At 40.4% G+C, this 19515-nt stretch carries 17 protein-coding genes and 1 other RNA gene; 4 read left to right on the plus strand and 14 right to left on the minus strand.

Going from position 1 to position 19515, the window contains the following annotated elements:
* Nucleotides 1–75 precede the first annotated feature (75 nt).
* From FILTAD_RS09930 to FILTAD_RS09940, 3 genes are all read right to left on the minus strand, one after another.
* Complete coding sequence (locus FILTAD_RS09930; RefSeq protein WP_124070610.1) at nucleotides 76–1503, minus strand: amidase; 1428 nt, start codon at nucleotides 1501–1503, stop codon at nucleotides 76–78.
* Nucleotides 1504–1626: 123 nt separating this feature from the next.
* Nucleotides 1627–2685, minus strand: coding sequence for a mechanosensitive ion channel family protein (locus FILTAD_RS09935; protein WP_124070612.1), 1059 nt, complete (start codon nucleotides 2683–2685; stop codon nucleotides 1627–1629).
* A gap of 110 nt (nucleotides 2686–2795) precedes the next feature.
* On the minus strand, nucleotides 2796–3431 hold the full coding sequence (locus FILTAD_RS09940) for an HD domain-containing protein (protein ID WP_124070613.1): 636 nt from the start codon (nucleotides 3429–3431) through the stop codon (nucleotides 2796–2798).
* A gap of 149 nt (nucleotides 3432–3580) precedes the next feature.
* Here FILTAD_RS09940 and FILTAD_RS09945 point away from each other — a divergent pair, with 149 nt between their 5' ends.
* Nucleotides 3581–3790 carry a cold-shock protein gene (locus FILTAD_RS09945; protein WP_124070614.1) on the plus strand — a complete coding sequence of 70 codons (210 nt, stop codon included), beginning with the start codon at nucleotides 3581–3583 and terminating at the stop codon, nucleotides 3788–3790.
* Nucleotides 3791–3830: 40 nt separating this feature from the next.
* Here the strand turns inward: FILTAD_RS09945 and FILTAD_RS09950 are convergent, their stop codons facing one another.
* A complete protein-coding gene (locus tag FILTAD_RS09950; protein ID WP_124070615.1) occupies nucleotides 3831–4019 on the minus strand; it encodes a zinc-finger domain-containing protein in 189 nt (62 codons plus the stop codon).
* Nucleotides 4020–4107: 88 nt separating this feature from the next.
* On the opposite strand from FILTAD_RS09950, the gene FILTAD_RS09955 reads away from it, so the two are divergent.
* Nucleotides 4108–4500: a reverse transcriptase-like protein gene (locus FILTAD_RS09955; protein WP_124070616.1), complete on the plus strand. Its 393-nt coding sequence runs from the start codon at nucleotides 4108–4110 to the stop codon at nucleotides 4498–4500.
* A gap of 177 nt (nucleotides 4501–4677) precedes the next feature.
* Here the strand turns inward: FILTAD_RS09955 and FILTAD_RS09960 are convergent, their stop codons facing one another.
* From FILTAD_RS09960 to FILTAD_RS09970, 3 genes are all read right to left on the minus strand, one after another.
* Nucleotides 4678–5271 carry a metallophosphoesterase family protein gene (locus FILTAD_RS09960; protein ID WP_160117601.1) on the minus strand — a complete coding sequence of 198 codons (594 nt, stop codon included), beginning with the start codon at nucleotides 5269–5271 and terminating at the stop codon, nucleotides 4678–4680.
* A 122-nt stretch (nucleotides 5272–5393) separates the two neighbouring features.
* Nucleotides 5394–6215: a sulfurtransferase gene (locus tag FILTAD_RS09965; protein WP_124070618.1), complete on the minus strand. Its 822-nt coding sequence runs from the start codon at nucleotides 6213–6215 to the stop codon at nucleotides 5394–5396.
* Nucleotides 6216–9833 carry a dynamin family protein gene (locus FILTAD_RS09970; RefSeq protein WP_124070619.1) on the minus strand — a complete coding sequence of 1206 codons (3618 nt, stop codon included), beginning with the start codon at nucleotides 9831–9833 and terminating at the stop codon, nucleotides 6216–6218.
* A 164-nt stretch (nucleotides 9834–9997) separates the two neighbouring features.
* Here FILTAD_RS09970 and FILTAD_RS09975 point away from each other — a divergent pair, with 164 nt between their 5' ends.
* Entirely contained in the window at nucleotides 9998–10456 is a 459-nt protein-coding gene (locus FILTAD_RS09975) for a chemotaxis protein CheX (protein WP_124070620.1), read from the plus strand.
* A 40-nt stretch (nucleotides 10457–10496) separates the two neighbouring features.
* On the opposite strand, the gene FILTAD_RS09980 is transcribed toward FILTAD_RS09975, so the two are convergent.
* The 7 genes from FILTAD_RS09980 to FILTAD_RS10010 all read right to left on the minus strand — a co-directional run bounded on the left by FILTAD_RS09980 (nucleotide 10497) and on the right by FILTAD_RS10010 (nucleotide 18709).
* Nucleotides 10497–12407 (minus strand): ATP-dependent DNA helicase, encoded by a 1911-nt coding sequence (locus FILTAD_RS09980; RefSeq protein ID WP_124070621.1) that lies wholly within the window; start codon nucleotides 12405–12407, stop codon nucleotides 10497–10499.
* A 140-nt stretch (nucleotides 12408–12547) separates the two neighbouring features.
* Entirely contained in the window at nucleotides 12548–13675 is a 1128-nt protein-coding gene (locus FILTAD_RS09985; protein ID WP_124070623.1) for a THUMP domain-containing class I SAM-dependent RNA methyltransferase, read from the minus strand.
* A 292-nt stretch (nucleotides 13676–13967) separates the two neighbouring features.
* Nucleotides 13968–14352, minus strand: an RNA gene (rnpB, locus tag FILTAD_RS09990) — RNase P RNA component class B.
* Between the two features lie 65 nt (nucleotides 14353–14417).
* The gene (gene gpsB, locus FILTAD_RS09995; RefSeq protein WP_124070625.1) at nucleotides 14418–14714 is read right to left on the minus strand and encodes a cell division regulator GpsB; all 297 of its coding nucleotides are present in this window, start codon (nucleotides 14712–14714) and stop codon (nucleotides 14418–14420) included.
* Between the two features lie 89 nt (nucleotides 14715–14803).
* The gene (locus FILTAD_RS10000) at nucleotides 14804–16069 is read right to left on the minus strand and encodes a ribonuclease H-like domain-containing protein (protein ID WP_124070627.1); all 1266 of its coding nucleotides are present in this window, start codon (nucleotides 16067–16069) and stop codon (nucleotides 14804–14806) included.
* Complete coding sequence (locus tag FILTAD_RS10005) at nucleotides 16059–18344, minus strand: DEAD/DEAH box helicase (protein ID WP_124070629.1); 2286 nt, start codon at nucleotides 18342–18344, stop codon at nucleotides 16059–16061. Before FILTAD_RS10005 ends, FILTAD_RS10000 begins: the two co-directional genes overlap by 11 nt.
* Nucleotides 18341–18709: a YppE family protein gene (locus FILTAD_RS10010; RefSeq protein WP_124070631.1), complete on the minus strand. Its 369-nt coding sequence runs from the start codon at nucleotides 18707–18709 to the stop codon at nucleotides 18341–18343. Before FILTAD_RS10010 ends, FILTAD_RS10005 begins: the two co-directional genes overlap by 4 nt.
* Before the next feature lie 175 nt (nucleotides 18710–18884).
* On the opposite strand from FILTAD_RS10010, the gene recU reads away from it, so the two are divergent.
* Nucleotides 18885–19514, plus strand: coding sequence for a Holliday junction resolvase RecU (recU, locus tag FILTAD_RS10015; protein WP_124070632.1), 630 nt, complete (start codon nucleotides 18885–18887; stop codon nucleotides 19512–19514).
* The last annotated feature ends 1 nt before the right edge of the window (nucleotide 19515 follow it).

Genomic DNA, 19515 nt, shown 5'->3' on the forward strand with positions numbered 1-19515 from the left:
CAATCCGAATCCGGTAGTGGAAAGTTTAATATACTTTTCCGTTACATACCATTTCAGCACATTAGACTGTCCTCTTTAAGCTCTCACATACCCCTGATAGTTTTTCTCGATCCAACACCCTAGCTTAAACAACGCATCTTCATTACCATTTTTACTTATTAACTGAATGCTTATCGGCATACCTGTTTCATCCATACCGACTGGAATTGTCAAAGATGGCAAGCCCCAGACGTTTGCATAAGCCACAAATGGCATATACGTCTTAAATGTTTTTTTAATGGAGAATATCTCCTTGTAAACAACACCATGATGCGGTGCGGCCGTGTGGTAGACTGGAAATATCAAAATTCGTTCGTTTAGGTCTTTATCCAGCTCTTCATCTACCCGTTCAACAAGCTCATGTATTTCCCTTACGCGTTTATCAGAAGGTTTAAACAGGGATGCACCGATAAGTGCCCAAGATAGGTACCGATGGATTTCAGACTTGCCGTTGAATAATTCCTTCAAATATGCACGCAACGGACGGACGGGCTTCTCGCCAAACGCTTCTTTACCAGCCCCCACCGCCCCATCAATTGACATAATTTCTTGCCACAAAAGGGCGGACTCCTCAAAGTAAGGAGGCGCTTTTCGCTCAGTCTTAAAGTCCTCGTTACTACTTGAATAGATTGAATCCATTAATGCAGCCGTCGCTGAGGATAAAGGATAATCTGTTTCAGGTAATATATTTACTGTAAAACCCGTAATTTCTTTCTCTTGAGCCTGCTCTTTGGCAACAATATTATATATCAACCTTGCATCCTTTACTGATTTTGTTAGTGGACCGATGCCTAACATGCGTTTTTGAAGTTCATGATCCTCAACGGGGAAACTTCCACTAGCTGAAACTTGGCCCCTTCCCGATTTGAAACCGATTACTCCAGTAAAATGGCTTGGAAAGCGAATAGATCCGCCAATATCCGATCCTAGACCTACCGCTGCTCCGCTCACTGCAATCATTGCAGCTTCACCACCACTTGAACCACCTACAGTCTTAGTCAAATCTCTTGGATTATTCGTCCGTCCATACAATTTGTTATCCGTCTCTTGGCAAAAGCAAAGCTCGGGAGTATTTGTTTTGCCTAAAATAATTGCCCCTTCCGCTTTTAGCTTTTGAACAACTTCAGCATCCCCCTCCTGTAAATACCCTTTTCGATGTAGCAGGCCGCCCGTAGTCTGCATACCACTTACGTGAAAAGACTCTTTCATGCTGATTGGGACGCCTAGCAGCTTTCCCTTAGCTTTGTTTTCCGCAATTCGCTGATCTGCATAATCCGCTTCCTCCAGTGCCAATGCGAATCGATCCTCGACTAAGAAGTTGATTGTTGGATTCATTTTTCTAATCTGTCCGATGAATGTTTCAGTAACTTCACGAGAGGAAATTTCCTTATTTGCAATCATTTCAGCCAAGTCAGTTGCATCCCTATCAAGTACGTTCAGTCTTTTTTGTTCCGACACAAGCATGAAAAACACCCCTCACCCCGAATAGTTTTACTATTCTAATTGTACAAGAAACTCATAAAAAAAAGTACCTGGTGACAAAACGGATATACGCGTTTTTTTTCCAGATACTTTATAAAAAACACCTTATTCATCAACGTCGAATAAGACCCTATTACTAGGTATTGCATAAGTTACTTGTTCATTTTCGAGTATATCCATAATCTCGAAGTTAATATCTTCCTTGACTTCCAAATGTTCTACCCAAACAGTTGTTTTGGTAAAAAAGTAAAACAATAGTCCAAGTCCATTTTCTTTATATTCATCGAAAGAGACAATTATGGTGTCTGGATGAATACCTTGATGATTCTTTAACAAGTATCTAATTTGTCTAACGCTATTGTCCAAGTTACTTTTTGGTGTATCATGAGAAACAATCAGATTGAAATAAACACGTCTTTTTCCCATCTTACTCCAATTTGTAATGGTACTGTTTGATAACATTGCATTAGGTACAGTTACAAGGGCATCTTCGAAATTTCGAATCTTTGTACTTCTAAATGAAATATCCTCTACTGTTCCTTCAACGTTAGGTGTCAAAATCCAATCTCCTAATGTAAATGGTTTTTCGGTAATGATAACAATACCGCCAAAAAGATTAGCCAACGCCTCTTTTGCTGCAAAAGCAAATGCAAGCCCACCTATACCCAAACCAGCAACAAATCCGTTCACATTGTATCCGAATTCTTGTGCAATCACACTTATACTAATTGCAATGATGATCAATCGGATTGCTTTCGAAAAAAACGGAACTAAAATGTCATCGATTCGAATGTTAAAACGATCGTTAATACGAGAAAAGACCAAAGATGTTGAACTTGTAAGATTATATAGGCACCAAGTAACAAGTATAATAATCGAGGATCTAAACAAATGCTTAAACAGTGGGTTGGATCTATCAAGATAAGGAAAGTAATCCATCGCTATAAAAGTTCCTATAATGATGAATAACCACTGTATCGGTTTCTCAACAGCAATGAATATGTTGGAGAAAAACGCAGTTTTTGCTTTATTGCCTAATTTCAGGATTAGTGAAAATATATATTTTGCGAATAACTTCCTGAATAGTAGAAAAACCAACATGATTCCAATTGAAATCAGTAAGTCTTTCGAGTTTTCAAATGTAAGTACTTCGTTCCAAGACATTAACGTTCATCCTTCCATAACTATCTAGTCCCCATCATAACAAAAATATCTCTATGAAAAAAGCGAGGACTATTGCAGAGTTACGATCTTAAAATAGAAGGTAAGGGTAGTTAGCAATTCATACCAATTTCCCTATCGAGCTGTTCCAAAAATGCGCACATAAACGTATGTCTTTCTTCAGCGATCCGTTTCCCTTCATTTGTTACCATGAGATCTTTTAACAAAAGAAGTTTTTCATAAAAATGAGTGACGGATGCTGTATTTTTTGAACGGTACTCTTCTTCAGACATGTTTTCTCTTGTATGTTCATCTGCATCATATAACTTCCTACCTCTTGCTCCACCAAATGCAAATGTGCGCGCAATACCGATTGCCCCGATTGCATCCAGTCGATCTGCATCACGGACGATTGACCCTTCGATGGACGTGATATTCTTTGCGTTACCTCCACTGAACGAAACGCTTTCAATACAAGCGAGTACCTGATTCGTCAATTCCGCTTCAACGCCAAGTGACTGAAGGATTTCTTTTGCTGACGGATTGGCATCGGATTTGTATTTTGCATCGTCAATATCATGTAGCAGCACGGCGAGCATAACTTTCCCCGCGTTTGCGGAAGGCTCCGTTTTTAAGATTTCTTCTGCGTTTTTTCGTACTCGCTCAATATGCGCAAAGTCGTGGCTCGCATCGAAAGTCTCGTAGATACCTTTCACGATATACTGACATTTAGCAAGAATAGCTTGCATGTGTAATCACTCCTTATTTCATTATTAATTTCTATTTATTCATTCTGAAAATTGAGGCATATCATTGACGTATCCTGTCAATACATGTATAATCAGTTCATCCATGCATAGTAATGGGTGGGACATCGAAGCGCCGAGGAGGAGTTTACATGTACCAGGGAACAGTGAAATGGTTCAGTAGTGACAAAGGCTATGGTTTCATCGAAGCGGATGACGGGGAAGATGTGTTCGTCCACTTTACCGGTATTGTATCAGAAGGCTTTAAAACGCTTGATGAAGGGCAAGCCGTATCTTTCGAAATTATTGAAGGAAATCGCGGTCCTCAGGCGGCGAATGTCCTGAAATCTGAAGTTGAATGATTCATAACAAAATCCCGTCGGCGTGACGTGCCGCGGGATATTATTTTGTCATTTTATTCATTTCATTGCCTAAAAATTTCAGCTGTTCACCAACCGTACAGGTCCGGATACAAAAATTGTGCGCAATTGTTTTTCCGTTATCCCGTGCAAGTTGCGTTTTTAAGAAACAGCCCTCACAATAGGTGTCAAGTACCTCATTAATATCATTCATTATATTTGTTTTTTCCATAGCAACCTCCGAATGAAACGATTCCTCTATTTTAATACGGTTTCGTTGGTGTTGCAACTTATCAATTTCATGTTGAGGTGATGATAAAATGATTGAATTATATGTTGACGGTGCAAGTGCCGGAAATCCAGGAAAAAGCGGTATAGGGATATTCATAAAAGGCGAAGGCCATCAAGTGAAAATTTCAGAGCCCATTGGTCCGACAAATAATCATACTGCAGAATTCCAAGCACTTTTGAGAGGGTTGGAAGAAGTGGCTAAACTGACAAAAGGTATTGTTTCTGCACGATCGGATTCCCAGATTGTTGTGATGGCTGTGGAGAAAGAGTTTGTTAAAAATGAGCTTCATAAAGAGTATTTAGCGCAGATTCTAGAAATCACCAAGACATTCGAATTTTTTTTCATCAAATGGATTCCTGATGCAGAAAACCGAGCTGCGGATGCCTTGGCGCGGGAAGCAATTCATAAAAATCTTCACTAGCCACTAGCTTTAATTAGGATAAAAACATCTACTTCGTTGCGGTACAAACAATTGCTTCATAGTCATTAGTATATACGCCCATAACTTATTTTATTTCACACAACCGCTCCTTTTTTTTTAAAGAATCAATAGAAAATACAAAACACCGCAATTAGCGGTGTTTTTTTAGGTTTGAAATTATTCTGCTTTCATAAATGTAACAGTATTTGCTGATTGGTCATATAACACCCATTCCCTATCACCAACAACCGCCCCCACATTCACGAGAACATGTTCTCCCCCTATTTCATATGGAATCCCAAACTCTACAATTTGGTTTTTGCCGTTTTTTGAAAGTGCAGACCTATGACTATGGCCGTAAAAAACCGTAGAAACTTCGACTTCCAGATGTACAGGTGACCAAGGCTCACCGCCCCATTCCCACTGATGGCCGTGGATTATTTCTGCATTGCCAATTTCAAATGTAGTAGGCATTGCAGAGAGTTTTTCACGGAGTGGATCTGCTGTTTCAGTAATTAGTAAAATACGTTCTTCCTGATTGCCTTTTACAGATAGGAATGTTAATAGTTCCTGAAACCCTTCAGGTATAAGCATAACGTCTTCTAACCGTGTGAATTTCGCTTCAGCGATGTTTTTTTTGCTGATTGTACATTCAAACAAGTCACCCGTCCCGACTTTTACTGCATTGGGTGCTTTATCTGTTATATCGGCAAGGACTCTTTCCAAATCTGTTTTCGATGAGTGAATGTCCCCTAATAATGCGTAATGCAATTTATCCACCTCTGCATTCTTTAATAGATTCGTATATAAAAACCATCCGGATACATCATAGGTTCCCCTCCAATAGTTCGCTATATTGGGATATACCCTTCATGCATAATTCTAGTCTTCACTTATCCCTTTTCAACTTCGGCTCCTTCTTTTGAAATCCAATCACTATAACTGCCCACATATAAATGAACGTTGTCATACCCGTTATGAACGAGCATTGCATAGAGTGGAGCAGCCGTTACACCACTACCGCAATAGACTGTTACTTCCTCTGTCGGGTTTACAATCGTGTTCAATTCATGTTTAACAGATTCATCCATTCTGTACTGTCCGTTCACTTTCAGCTGCTCCCAGTCGAAGTTCAACGCACCTGGAATTCTACCTGCTATAGGGTCGATGGGTTCATAATCACCGCGATGCCGTTCTGCAGAGCGGGCATCAAGTAAAAGACTTGCTGTTTTTCCCTCGACTGTGTCTTCTACGAATTCCCTAGTCGCGTAAAGTGTTTCATTCCAATTTGGTGAAACGGATGTGCTAGTTGGAACAGGTATATCCGTTTCAACTGGGAATCCCATTTCTTTTATCTCTTGGTAACCCTCCAATGCGATAACAGCATTGGTAAATCCAGCATACTGTAACAGCCACCATGCACGGGCTGCAAACGGACTACCGCCGTCATCATAAATGACGATGCAATCTTCTAATTCCAATCCACTCGTGCTGAACAGCATTTTTAGCGCATCCTTTTCGGGCATAGGATGTCTACCGTACTGTTTGGTCATATCGGATAAATCGTGTTCCAAATCCCAATATACAGCACCCGCCATATGACTTGTCTCATAGTGTCGTCGGCCTTCATGTGGATTCTGTAATGAAAAGCGTGTATCAATCCATTTATAATCATTCATGTCAATCTCATTTACGGATATAAAAACAGTTGTCATTTACATCGGCTCCTCTAGTCGTAGTGTTTCGTACACATCGCGCCATTCAGCAAGTTTTTCTGTTCCTTGAAGTAAGTTTCGTTCGGACTCAATCTGATCAAGGCTTTCTTTTAATAAATGTTGTCGAAGGCCTTCCGATTCGTCTTCAATCCAACGTTCAGACCACTTCTCCAGTAACTCTCTTTCTTTCCCGAGATAGATGGCGGCATCATTTTTCAACTGTTCTTCTAGGCGACTTCTCAATACTTCCCGTTCGCCTCTTTCAAAGAATGCCTTTTGATTTTTAAACAACTTGTTGACACTGCTGTATGGATTCACAGTTGGGTAAGGGAAGCGGAAGTTTAACATATCAGCATCATTTGTCTCGTATGGCGACGGTGTAAGGGATTCATCCAATTCACGTAGAGAAGATACTTCTACTCTTTGTCGGTCATTCAACTGCCTCTTCATAAAGTTCGACATTCGTAAATTTGTCACTTTCAATTCTTGCGTCAAATCGAATCCAAGCATTTGAATGGTCTCTTCCAATGCGCCAGATAGAGCACGATCAGCAGAATTATTCACAAACACGGATGGATTATATGCCTCTTTGAAGAAGTCTCCAAAACGCAAAAATACACGTTGTAAAATATAATAGACTAGTTCACTTAATTCATTATTAGCTGCTTTGTTTAGAACTGTTGCAAAGCTGTTAGTGAAGTATTGACGTACTTCTCCCTCAAGCCGATTTAATTCATCGAAACGTTCTTTTTTTCGTAACAAGTTCGTTTCAGTGCGTGAAATTAGGGATGCCAAACGGTCGATTACTTTTTCCGTCTCCTCTAAAAGCACTTGCACGGCGAGTCCTTTTAAATCGTTTTCCAAAAAATGATGGAAATCTTTTTCAAAGGGTGTCATATGTGTATCATTACGATTTTCAAATTTGGCTTGAAGTGCTTGTAAACTCGAGATACCGTGAACTCTCGGATTCCGTATACCAAACTTCTGTAGTTCATCGGAAACAAATGCTTTTACTTGTTCCGCCTCTTCATCATTTGAAGCTAGATCGATTGCATTTACAATGAAGAACATCTTATCCAGTTCAAATGCATCTTTCACCCGACCTAGCTGGATGAGAAATTCTCGATCCGCTCTTGCAAATGCATGATTATAATAAGTGACAAACAATATCGCATCCGCATTTCGGATATATTCGAAAGCAACGTCTGTATGACGAGCATTTACAGAGTCCGCCCCTGGTGTATCGACTAGTGTAATTCCTTTTCGTGTCAATTCACAGTCGTAAAAGAAATCGATTGATTCAACAAAACAGCTTCGTTCTTCTTGCGCTACAAATTTGACAAATTCGGTACGTTCCGCCTTAACAATTGTACCGAGTACGTCTTTGTACACAGGATAACCTTTTTTGAAAGCTGTGATAAAAGCTTTATGACTATGGACGTTTTCATCAACCCGTTCCAGATTGAGTGCCACATCAACTTTACTAAATGCTTCCTCTAGTGACGCAACTGTCACACCAAGTATATCGAATGAGCGAACGACATCCTCTGTCATTCTTTCTACGGTTTTCAGCATAACATCCGCCGTTCCGTCTTCTTTATCATCTGAAACAGGTCGTATTTTGTTAATAGCAGCTGTCGTCGGATTCGGTGATACAGGCAAGACCTGTTCACCTATCAACGCATTGGAAAATGAAGACTTCCCTGCACTGAACGCACCAAATAATGCGACTGTAAATTCCTGCCCTTCAAGTCGACTTGCTTTTCTACGTAAATAATCCGCTGTTTCAATAAATCCAGGAATCGAAACCATTGCATTCGCAACATGTTTGGCTTGTTCAATGACAAACTGTGGATTTACCATTTCGGCTGGACCGTCTAGTTGATGGTTTTCTTCCTGTTGTTCTTTGGGTTCCAACGTTTCATTGATTATACTCTCAGTTTCATCAAATTGCGTAATCTGAAGGTTTTCCTTCGACTGCCATTTATGAATGAAATTTTGTCGACCTACTTCAAAGTCAGCAGCGTGATTCTCTATTTCCGTTTCAACCGCCATTAATTTAGCTGTTAAAGCATTCACCTGGCGAATAGCCCCTACCTTGTGTTCGAGTTGACTAATTTTCTGCTCCAGTTGGACAACATGATTATTTCCTGTTGAATGAATGACTCCCGCCATCCCATTTTTCCATTCTTCTGTAAGACGTCGAAAAACAGATTGGGTGGCTGTCTTCATGCGTTCTGCATAATTGAGCACTGTATCACCTGTAATGACATCCCCGACGTTAAATTCTCTTTCTATATCAGCAAAGGGAATGGTCATATCAATACCATCTATTGCAAGCGATCGCTCATCTGTCATGACACCGGCTTCTCGAAGCAATTTTTTCATAAGTGTTTTTACATGCACTTCAATTTGTGCATGTACTAAATCACCCATATTGGATGCAAGTGCCTTTTTTCGTTTTGTCCGTTCTTCCATTGTTTTCTTAGCACTAAATAGAAGGCCAACTTTGAATGCGGGTGATAAGGATTCCAGGTAAGATTTTAACAGCTCCCGTGTTTCATAAGGCGTGATTGCTGCACCTTCCAGCAGCGCTTTCCGTTCTTTTTCAAACGCTATGGAAAACGTGTCACCTGTTTGAAGTGTATGCATTCTCTTTAAACCGCTCATTTTTTCTTCTAACTCTTCAATTCCATCCCATTCTTCTGGTAACAAAATGTCCGAATATGTATGTTTACGATCTTCAATTTCTTCTGTAAGATATTGGCTATGTTCTTCTTTCAGTTTCACAATCATTTTATCTGCGTTCATGAGAAATTGGTCTTTCCACGAGCTCATCGCATTATCGATGATTGTCTTCACAGTCTGGAAATCATTATGTGGATGTGCCGAATCTTTCAACGATGTGTAAAAAACCCCTTTTGGAACGACTCCCCATACAGCAAACGATTCTTCTACAGTTTTTTTGAATTCTTGAAACGATAATTCACTGTCTCGATGCTTATCAATCTGATTTACAATTAAATATACATTTTCGTTGTAGCGCATTAATTCTTTTGTAAAACGAAAATTCACTTCGGATTGGACATGGTTGTAATCCATCGTATAGAAAACAAGATCCGCAAGGTGCAACGCGGATTCAGTTGACAGTCTGTGAGCATCATCTGTAGAATCGACGCCAGGTGTATCCATTACGGTTATACCCTCAGGTAATTTTGAGTGTTGATGGCCGATTTCTACGAGCGACACTGCGCCCCCATCTTTACTGAATGACTTTACAGCTTCAGTAAATCCATGACCCCCATATTTCACAACGTCCCCATCCGTTGAATGGATTATAGCGTAATCACTATCGGTTTTTCTTACTTTCACGATATTTGCGCTGGTCGGTATAGGGCTAGAAGGTAATAAATCATCACCTGTGAGCGCATTGATCATCGAAGACTTCCCAGCCGAAAAGTGACCGGCAAATCCGATTATATATTCCTTTTCAACCAACTTCTCTGCAAACGATTCCATTTTTACGGATCGTTCCTCATCTTCATTGATTTTATAAAGTTGAGCATATGTTGCAGCTTGTTCAATTAATGCTTTTAATCGTGCTTCAAATTCCCGCATATATCATTTTCTTCCCTTCATCAATTACTCACTCCATCATACCATTTTTCCTACCTTGAACCTTACCTAATTTTGCATATTAAGATTTGTCGAATTTTGCGTTATTATACTCTTTGCCATGGTATAATCGACCTACCATATGCACGTGAAAGGTTGTAACCAAAATGAGCATATCTAAAAATGTACAAATGATTTTAAATGGTACCATTGCATCACTGACAACTGTCATTCCCGTGAAGTTGGAAGTACTTGCCCCAACCCTTACCGTACAGCCTTATGAACAAAAAGAGATAAGTGTTCTGATAGGCATCGTAGGGGGTATTAAAGGAAGACTAATCATCGATACTTCTACAGAAGTAATTAATACAGTAGGCCAAGCGATGTTCGGTATGGCAGTCGAAGGTGAAATGATTGAGTCTTTTACAGGGGAACTGGGCAATATGGTTGCAGGTAATCTATGCACAGTGATGGAGAAAGAAGGGCTACTCTTGGATATTTCTCCCCCGACAGTAATGACAGGTCAAACAAAACTATTTGGCTTTAAAAAAGCATTTAAATTACCAGTGCGTGTTAGTAGCGCTGGAATGATCACAGTATTGCTCACCATAGATGAAGTTGAATGAAAAACAAAAAGCGCCCCCTGTCGGAGCGCTTTTTGTATAATTACACATTCATTTTAATGGCAACAGGAAAAATGCCCTTGATTTCTTTATGCATTTTTTGTTCTTCATCATCTAACAAAAGATGTACTGTCCCCGTATCGGCAGACGTTCTAATCAGTCGGCCGGCACCTTGACGTAGCCTAAGAAGCATGAAGGGCAAGTCAACCTCACGGAATGCATCAATTGCATGGTTTCGTCTTGCATCAAACAATGGATCCGATGGAGGAAATGGTAAATCGTAAATGATGACACGTGTTAACGCATCTTGCGGTATATCGAGTCCTTCCCATAAATGATAGGAACATAGTACCTCAATGCGTTTTTGCTGAAAATTGCGAACTAGCGAAGACAGTTCTCGATCTCCTTCAAAAGAAATGCGGTTTTTCCATGCGGATGGAACTTGTTCCTTAAAGACATTCATGGCATGTTCTGATTTAAAGAGGAGAAGTGTTTGCTCAGGCTCTTCTAGTAGTTCAAGCGTGCGCGCGGCTTTTTCATCTGTTTCAACATTCGTTGCAAACACTTCCATCACTTCGTCATAGTCAAATGGCGAATCAACAGAAAATGATAAATAATCCTGAATACCAAGCCCGCCTGCTAGGTATTCAAAGCTTTCCCCGACCGATAAAGTAGCTGAAGAAAAGACAATCGGTGTGTCCGATGAGAACAGATTCTCCCTTAAAATATCTGTGACTAACCTTGGCATAATGACTAAAGTCGTTTCACCTTGTCGGTCTTCAAGCCAATCCACTGCATCATTTTCCGAAGTGAAAAGCGACATTGAATAAATATATTGATCCATATATTCCTCGACAATTTTCAAGTCGTATTCCGGAATAACGAATAACTCTCCTTCAAACACAAATTCTTCAAGAAGATTGGTCGAAATTTCAATTGCTTCTTTTCCTAAAGAAATGAGTTCGGGCGCTTTTTCAATTGCTTTCCGATCATTTTCCGTGAAATCCGCATATACATTCAACATCATGAAAAAAGCATCATGCGTTTCGATAAGCCGTTCGATAAGTTGTAGGGTCTTTTCCCGTACACCGTCAACTAAAACACGTTCGAGCAGATTCACTAACGTACTATTTTGCACTTCATAGGTCAATGCGCGTTGAGCGGAATATTCAAGAAGATGCCCTTCATCGAACACAATCATGGATACTTCAGGCAAAAGCGCCATTTGTCCTTGTCGTTTACGAGATTCTTTAGTCCAAATATGCTCCATATAGAAGTCATGCGAACAAATAATAATTTCCAAGGACTCTCGATAGTGGTTACGGTGAATCGTTTGCCCACAGCGATTTCGAATATCGCATGCAGCACATTGCTGGATTGGATGAAAGTTAACAGTTTTCCATTGCTCGTCGCTTAAATCAGGATAATCCGAACGTTCACCAAAAGGATAAATCGATTGTAATGAGGCATTACCTTTAACAAATTCAGGTATACTGTCTTCAATGTCGTCTATATAATCCTCATTAATCGTATCTCCAGCTTCGTCTAGTCTTTTTAAACAAAGATACTGATCTCTTGCTTTAGCCAATCTCACATCTATATCCAATCCAAGCGCTTCACTAATCTTGCGAATATCTCCGTCTTCTTTTACAAGCTGGTCGATAAGTGTCTCATCAGCACATGAAATAAGTGCGGGTTTGCCCGTGTATCTTGCATAGGCGATGGCTGGAAGAAGATAAGCAATTGTTTTTCCTGTCCCGACTCCCGCTTCCGCAAAAAGAACTTTCTTTTCTTTCAAGGCTTTTTCAATTTGGAATGCCATGTAAATCTGTTCGTCGCGGCACTCGAAGCCTTTTTCAGTTAAATCATCGTATAACGTATCCCCAATCCAATCGTTCAAAGATTCATAGAACGATTTTTCCTTAGATAAAGGGAATGGCATCTTATTATTCATCATGTACCCCTTCCAAAATAACATGCAAAAGGAAGAGGCTGCCCTCTTCCGCATTTTTTTGAATAGCAGATTGTAACGTTTGATAGCCACACTATTTACATTGTATGCAAATGTACGCTGTTCAAACTCCAATACGCACTTTATTTACGTTGGCCCCAGAATTGATATAAATCTGTCCGGATAAACCCGTTGAATAGCTTTCTCTTCTTTGTTGTTTTTTTACCATATAACTTTTCGAAGTTTTCAAGAGAAGAAAGCATATAGACGGACCAAGAAGGATGCTGTTTCATCACTCTACCCAGTTCGCGTGTAATTTCTTCTGCTTCTTCGATTTCTCCAAGACGTTCACCGTATGGCGGATTACCCACCACAACACCATTCAACCCATTAAGCGTCAAATCCCTGACATCTTGCGTCCGCCAATTGATCAAGTCTAGAAAACCGGCACCCGCGGCATTTTCTTTAGCTACTTTTATCATTTGCGGGTCATAATCCGAACCTGTAATGTCAAGTGGCAAATCGTATTTCGCTAAATCTTCTGCTTCTTCACGTACTTGTTCCCAAATAGCCCTGTCAATCCATGGCCATTGTTCACTTAAGAATTCCCGATTGTAGCCGGGTGCGATATTTTGTCCAATCATTGCCGCTTCAATTGCAATTGTACCTGATCCGCAAAATGGATCCACAAAAGGGCGATCAGGGTTCCAGCGCGTCAATTTAACGAGTGCTGCAGCTAGGGTCTCTTTTAGTGGTGCATCACCTTGTCCAACCCGATAGCCGCGTTTGTGTAGTCCTGTCCCACTGGAATCGATTGTAAGTGTTACTTTGTCTTTTAAGATGGATACTTCCAATTTATACAATGGGCCTGTCTCATCAAGAAACCCGACTCGATTGTATGCAATTTTCAACCGCTCAACAATTGCTTTTTTAACGATAGCCTGACAATCCGGGACGCTATATAGTATCGATTTTACCGATTTTCCAGCGACAGGAAAAGCAGCATCGACAGATAAATAGCGTTCCCAGGGAATTGCTTTTGTCTGTTCGAACAACTCATCAAATGTTGTTGCTTGAAACTCTCCTGCAATGATACGTACTCTGTCTGCTACACGTAGCCACATATTCGCTTTTACAATCGCCGATTCATCTCCTCGGAAATAGATCTTGCCATTTTCCGATGTTGTTTCAAATCCAAGTGCTTTCACTTCATCATTAACAATCGATTCAAGCCCCATTGCTGAAGTGGCTACTAATTTAAAATCACCCATGCACTTCCATCTCCAATCCTTTGTTGCAGGTATCCTGATTATGTCATCATATTATATAGGTTAAACGAAAGTTTCTATTCGAAACCGCTAGAGGCAACCTCTTTTAAGGAGCCTTCGCTCAGTTTATGCAGACATTCATTTCTTCAACCTTTATAGTTCTTTATTTTGTCTTCATTATTATTAAAAATACGTTTTCAATTTCCATATTTAGTTCGCTCACGTATATGTACAAAAGAAAAGCCCTCCACAATATAGAGGAGAGCATTTGTTGTAATCATAAAACCATAGGTAATTCGATAAGCCATGTTTTGTTCCCGCGTACTCAAACGGCTAACGCCTCGTACATTGGGTGGTAATCATCTATCTACAGGCGATTAGCCCGTCCCCTCTTCAGTTCAATTCCTTCAGAAGAGTGCCCCTACCATAGTTTGGGTTTCTCACTCGTGGGGTTTACCGCGTTCCATCTGATTCGTTTCCGCATCAGCTACGTCACTGTGGCACTGTTCAGGGAACCTCATCCATATCCGAAGACTTAGGATTTATTCCCGCCGTCTATGTGCGGTGCACATATCCCCGGCTTATTTTTTCGCCGAGCACGAACACTACGGTCATCTCAGATCCGTGTGAGCATGGACTTTCCTCTGCAAAAACAAGTTTTGCAGCGATTACCTAAATTAACGCTATGGTTTTCTTAGTATACAGCAATTGTATCCCACTTACAAGTCAAATGTTTTTAGCCGTATTATTCTTGATCGAAAAGTTTACTTCCGAACACATGCTTTTCAAGATTCGAAATACGTTTTAACAAATCGAAATTTGTTGTACCTGCACTACTTGCCGCAGGTCGTTTTCGTTCTGATGCTAACTCTGCCTTCATACGTTCATTTTCATTTCGTAAATCTGTGATTGTCTTTTTAAAGGTTTCATAGTCTTGAATTACATCATCTAGAAAAAGATCGACTTCCTCCTGATTATAACCACGAAGTCCTGTCTTGAATTCCTTTTCAAGAATTGTTTTCGTTTCCAATTTAGTATCCATGAAAAAACGCCCTTCCGTCTGTGTTTACATACCATAATTATACCACATCTTGTCTGCGCTTGTCTTAATTAATCGGACTATGGATTGTCTTATGTCACTTTATGCGCTTGCCCGGGAAATAGTTTTTTTTGAAGCCTTATTTCCCTCATTGCGAAATGATTTCCCATTCGTAACCGGAACCGCTCTGACAAATCGAAATCATACTTCAAAAAACGTTTCGCAGCTTTTGTATACGTTAATGCCAGTTTGAAGTCTTTCAGTTTATGCTCATAAAGCTTGGCTAATTCCTCTAGCGCAATAATCCTTTCACGACCTATCAGTCCTTCCGATGCAATCTTAAATGACGTGACAGCCTCATTATCATATCGGTTTCTCTTTAAAATGAAAGCTAGATGGAAATGGGCAGCTGGATGATTCGTCCCGAATTGTGCGATTGTATTTTCAAAGACAATTTTGCTGCGATCGTACGACTTCAAATCAGCATACCATTTACCGATATTCGTTTGAATAATGGCTGATTCTTTCACATCCATTTTCAATAGAATATCGGTTGACTTTATATAAAGTGCAACAAGCGAAAGGATATCCCACTCATTATGGTCCAGTATTTTCATCAACAGTTCCGGGTTTCCCGACTTAACAGCATCCTGATAGATAATCGGCGCCATAAAACCCGGTATATCACCATCACGGAAAAAGCCTAGTTTTTCTTCTTCAATCACTGGTAATTTAAATGTTTCCAGTTCCTCTTTCCAAATACGCCTTGCACTGTGTAGCAAATCAATTTGAGCATGCTTTAAGAGTGGTGGAAGTTGTGCACGATGCATCGTCCAACGTGATTCAAGTTGGGGCACGTCAAAACTTTTCCCATTATAGGTCACCAAGGTCGCCGGCTTCTCCCATAATCCCGACGCAAAGAGGAAAGCCGCCTCGTGATCAGGACCAGGAAGCACATACTGTGTCAATTTGAAAGAATCCCCCGTCTGTTCGATAAAGCCCATGAGAAAAATAACGGTGCCCGCGCCTTTTAGTCCCGTCGTTTCTGTATCAAAAAAAAGAAGGGTCTGGGAAAAATCCGGTGACAAAGGATGTGTCTCCGCCGCCTCTTTCCAATCATCAATCGTTTTCTTCAATCCTGATAAAATGATTTCTCCATGTAGATGGTGTACGTCATAATCTACAATCCGTTTGTAGACAATGCCGTACTTATTTTCTTCTTTTGTAAGACCCGCAGCCAGCCATTGTTTTTCGTAAGCTGGAGGTGGAGCAATAGACGTCTTCTGTTTGGGAGTCGATTTAGCATCCGTTTTTTTCAATAATTTTTTCATTTGCATTAGCTTTTGTTCATATGACACTGTCTTCCCCTCCTGATAGTTTACGCAGCAAGGACCGAACATCCTGTTTCATGTTCACGCCACCATCCTGAGCCCCGATGCATACCGGACAACCCGATTCGCAGGAACATGAATGAACATGATCGGATGCCTCCATGAAAAGTGTATCCCACCGTTTGAAAATTTTTTCACTCAAACCGATGCCCCCTGGATAACTATCATAGATGAAAAACGTGGGCTTACCTGTATGAACGGATTTCACCTGGGGGATAACGTGGATATCCGTACAATCGCAGCGGACAAAAAGAGGGATGAACGATTGTATTGCATATGCAGCACCCACCATGGCTTCTGTTAGGCCTGCATTCGTCCATCCACTTGGCACGTTAAACACATACCAAGTCGATGATGTATGCAACTCTTCCGCTGGTAAAGATATCGGACCTGATCCAATATTGTCATGTGTATCAAATCGGATTTTTTTAAAAATCGTAGGAATCGCAAGAACTGCAATATCTCCATATGCCGCTTCGTTTTCTCCATATTGTCCTACACTATCTTCATTCATCACCTTTAACTCCACAGCGAGATTCGCATCGGTAAAATAATCGACATCCACTTCAGAGACGTACGCTTTCTTTTCATCCCAGTCTAGCTGTTCCACTTGAAACTGCGTACCTTGGTGCATATAAATCGCTTCTTTATGCAGTAATGTCATGGCACTAAAACGGTCCATCTCACCGATGACAGTCGTGTCTTTAGGTCGTGTCTTATCGATGATCACCACATTTTCCTGCGCGGCGGAACGGAGACTCACTTCACTTGCCGGGAATCGGTCTGTCATCCAGTGCCATTTTTCGGTTGTTTGAACGAGCACGCCTTCGCTCTCCAAAAACGCAAGCAGTTCTTGTACCTCGAACTCACCATAAGTTTCGGACAATGAAAATGGTAATTCAAATGAAGCGCATTTCAAATGATCCATGAGGATGAACATATTGTCTGGATGAATCCGTGCTTCTTCAGGTGACTGGCCTAGTAGGTAGTCAGGATGAGCAATAATGTATTGATCCAGAGCGACAGATTGGGCAACGTAAATAATCAGTGCTTCCTCCTGCCTTCTTCCGGCACGTCCCGCTTGTTGAAATGCACTTGCGATATTTCCCGGGTAACCTGTCATGATACAGGCTTGTAGTTGCCCGATATCAATACCAAGCTCAAGTGCATTCGTACTGACAACCGTACGAATAGCCCCGTCACGCAACCCTTTTTCAATTTTACGCCTCTCCGACGGTAAGTACCCACCTCGATATCCCATAATCGTCGCGTCGGACAGTTTTTTCTTCGTTAGTTCTTTCATATATGAAACTAGCATTTCCACCTTCACACGACTCTTTGCAAAAACGATAGTTTGTACGCCTTCGCGATATAATAAGGCCGCTACATCTTTCACTTCAAGTATCGTACTTCTTCGAATTCCAAATGTCGGATGAACGACAGGTGGATTATAGAAAATAAAATGCTTCTTCCCCGCTGGTGCTCCGTTTGTTGAAATAAGATGCATCTGCGTATTTGTTAACGACTCCGCCAATTCTTTTGGATTGGCAATCGTAGCAGACGTGCAGATGAAAATAGGGTCGCTTCCATAATAGTTGCAAATCCGTTTCAATCTGCGTAGTACATGTGCAACATGACTACCAAAAACACCTTTATACGTATGCAGCTCATCAACCACGATGTACTTCAAATTTTCAAATAGCGAAACCCATTTCGTATGATGCGGCAAAATTCCGGAATGAAGCATATCGGGATTTGTAAGGACAATATGGCCCGATTTCCGTACTTTGGTACGGATTCCAGGTGCTGTATCTCCGTCGAAAGTATAACTAAGAATCGATTCCCCACTTGCTTCAATCAATTCATGAAGATCCGCAAGTTGGTCCTGGGCAAGCGCCTTAGTTGGAAAAAGGTAGAGAGCACGTGCTGCATTATTTCCAAGTATGCTTTGTAAAACAGGAAGATGGTAGCACAATGATTTTCCGGAAGCGGTTGGTGTAACAGCGGTAAATGACTTATTGGCTGTTGCAAGTTCAAAGGCTTCCCTTTGGTGAGTATATAATTTCTGAATTCCTTTTACTTCGAGCGCTTTAATAATAGACGGGTGCAGTTTTTCCGGGAACGTTGCATATACTGCGCCTTTCCCATCAATAACCCTATAATGGGCAATATTATCTGCAAAAGCAGGATCTGTACGTAGCATTTTGATAACTTCATGAATGGCATACCTATCCTTAATCATCTTTCTTTATCCTTTTCGATAGCCAATGCATCTAAAATAGTTTTAAATGTATATTCCGCAGAATTAATGGAAAGAATGAAACGCTTCTTCCCCGTCTTCTTATAAAATGATTGGATAATAAATTGTTTCATTGAATCATTGAGAGATTCAATTTGTATAGGATGGACATATTTGGGCTTAGCCACTTTTATAAATTCGGATACTTCCGCAGTCCATTCATCCAATAGTTCATGGTATTGATCTGCATACGGTTTAACTTCTATGAAAAAGTCAGGTTCTCTATCGAGTTCCCTCATTTGAGTGTGGCGATTGAGGCATTCTTTGCATACAGCCAGAAGTCTTTCCGTTTTCTCTTTTAAATTCATTACACATTACACCCTTTCCGGACGTTTCTTCTATTTTATCAGAAATGATGGCGATTCACCACTTCTGTCAGAACGTATATTCTTCCTTTTCATATAATAATTTTATTTACGGAACTTTCCTTGTCCATATCCGTCCAATGCTTATGATATGATAGTGTGATGCGAGGTGATAGGTATGAAAATCCGATATCCGAATGGTAAGAAATATGAACCCGTTCAAGAAGTAAAACACTCGAAAAAAATAAATCCCTCATTTAGTAATAGAGGTAAGTCATTAGAAGATGAGTTAAATGAGTCTAATGAGTTCTATTTAAGTCGCAGTATCGCTGTTATCCATAAAAAACCTGTACCTATCCAAGTTGTCAATGTAAACTATCCATCTAGAAGTGCCGCAAAGATTACGGAAGCTTATTTTCGAACACCGTCTACAACTGACTTCAATGGGGTATGGAATGGTAAATATATCGACTTTGAAGCAAAAGAAACAAAAAGTACGACATCATTCCCTTTGCAAAATATCCATGCACATCAAGTTGAGCACATGAAGAGTGTTTCCGCCCAGGGAGGAATAGCTTTTTTAATCATCAAGTTCATTTCGCTAGACCGCTATTTCCTTAGTCCATATGATATTTTTAAAGACTATTGGGATAGAATGACTAAAGGTGGCAGAAAATCGATTACACTTTCGGAATTTGAAACAACATCAATCGAGATTAAACCAGGTTTCATGCCGAGACTTGATTATTTAAAAATAGTGTCAAACTTTTATGAGATAGCTGATGTAAACAACGAAAGGCAGGAATAAA

The sequence above is a fragment of the Filibacter tadaridae genome, assembly GCF_900609045.1.
GTDB lineage: Bacteria > Bacillota > Bacilli > Bacillales_A > Planococcaceae > Sporosarcina > Sporosarcina tadaridae.

Bases quoted from the DNA above. Each gene is read 5' to 3' on its own strand.
- FILTAD_RS09935 (WP_124070612.1), bottom strand. From the start codon at position 2,685: ATGTCTTGGAACGAAGTACTTACATTTGAAAACTCGAAAGACTTACTG.
- FILTAD_RS09980 (WP_124070621.1), bottom strand. From the start codon at position 12,407: ATGAATAATAAGATGCCATTCCCTTTATCTAAGGAAAAATCGTTCTAT.
- recU (WP_124070632.1), top strand. From the start codon at position 18,885: ATGAAAATCCGATATCCGAATGGTAAGAAATATGAACCCGTTCAAGAA.
- FILTAD_RS09950 (WP_124070615.1), bottom strand. From the start codon at position 4,019: ATGGAAAAAACAAATATAATGAATGATATTAATGAGGTACTTGACACC.
- FILTAD_RS09965 (WP_124070618.1), bottom strand. From the start codon at position 6,215: ATGACAACTGTTTTTATATCCGTAAATGAGATTGACATGAATGATTAT.
- FILTAD_RS09930 (WP_124070610.1), bottom strand. From the start codon at position 1,503: ATGCTTGTGTCGGAACAAAAAAGACTGAACGTACTTGATAGGGATGCA.
- gpsB (WP_124070625.1), bottom strand. From the start codon at position 14,714: ATGGATACTAAATTGGAAACGAAAACAATTCTTGAAAAGGAATTCAAG.
- FILTAD_RS09945 (WP_124070614.1), top strand. From the start codon at position 3,581: ATGTACCAGGGAACAGTGAAATGGTTCAGTAGTGACAAAGGCTATGGT.
- FILTAD_RS10010 (WP_124070631.1), bottom strand. From the start codon at position 18,709: ATGAATTTAAAAGAGAAAACGGAAAGACTTCTGGCTGTATGCAAAGAA.
- FILTAD_RS09975 (WP_124070620.1), top strand. From the start codon at position 9,998: ATGAGCATATCTAAAAATGTACAAATGATTTTAAATGGTACCATTGCA.
- FILTAD_RS09985 (WP_124070623.1), bottom strand. From the start codon at position 13,675: ATGGGTGATTTTAAATTAGTAGCCACTTCAGCAATGGGGCTTGAATCG.
- FILTAD_RS09955 (WP_124070616.1), top strand. From the start codon at position 4,108: ATGATTGAATTATATGTTGACGGTGCAAGTGCCGGAAATCCAGGAAAA.
- FILTAD_RS09940 (WP_124070613.1), bottom strand. From the start codon at position 3,431: ATGCAAGCTATTCTTGCTAAATGTCAGTATATCGTGAAAGGTATCTAC.
- FILTAD_RS09970 (WP_124070619.1), bottom strand. From the start codon at position 9,833: ATGCGGGAATTTGAAGCACGATTAAAAGCATTAATTGAACAAGCTGCA.
- FILTAD_RS10005 (WP_124070629.1), bottom strand. From the start codon at position 18,344: ATGATTAAGGATAGGTATGCCATTCATGAAGTTATCAAAATGCTACGT.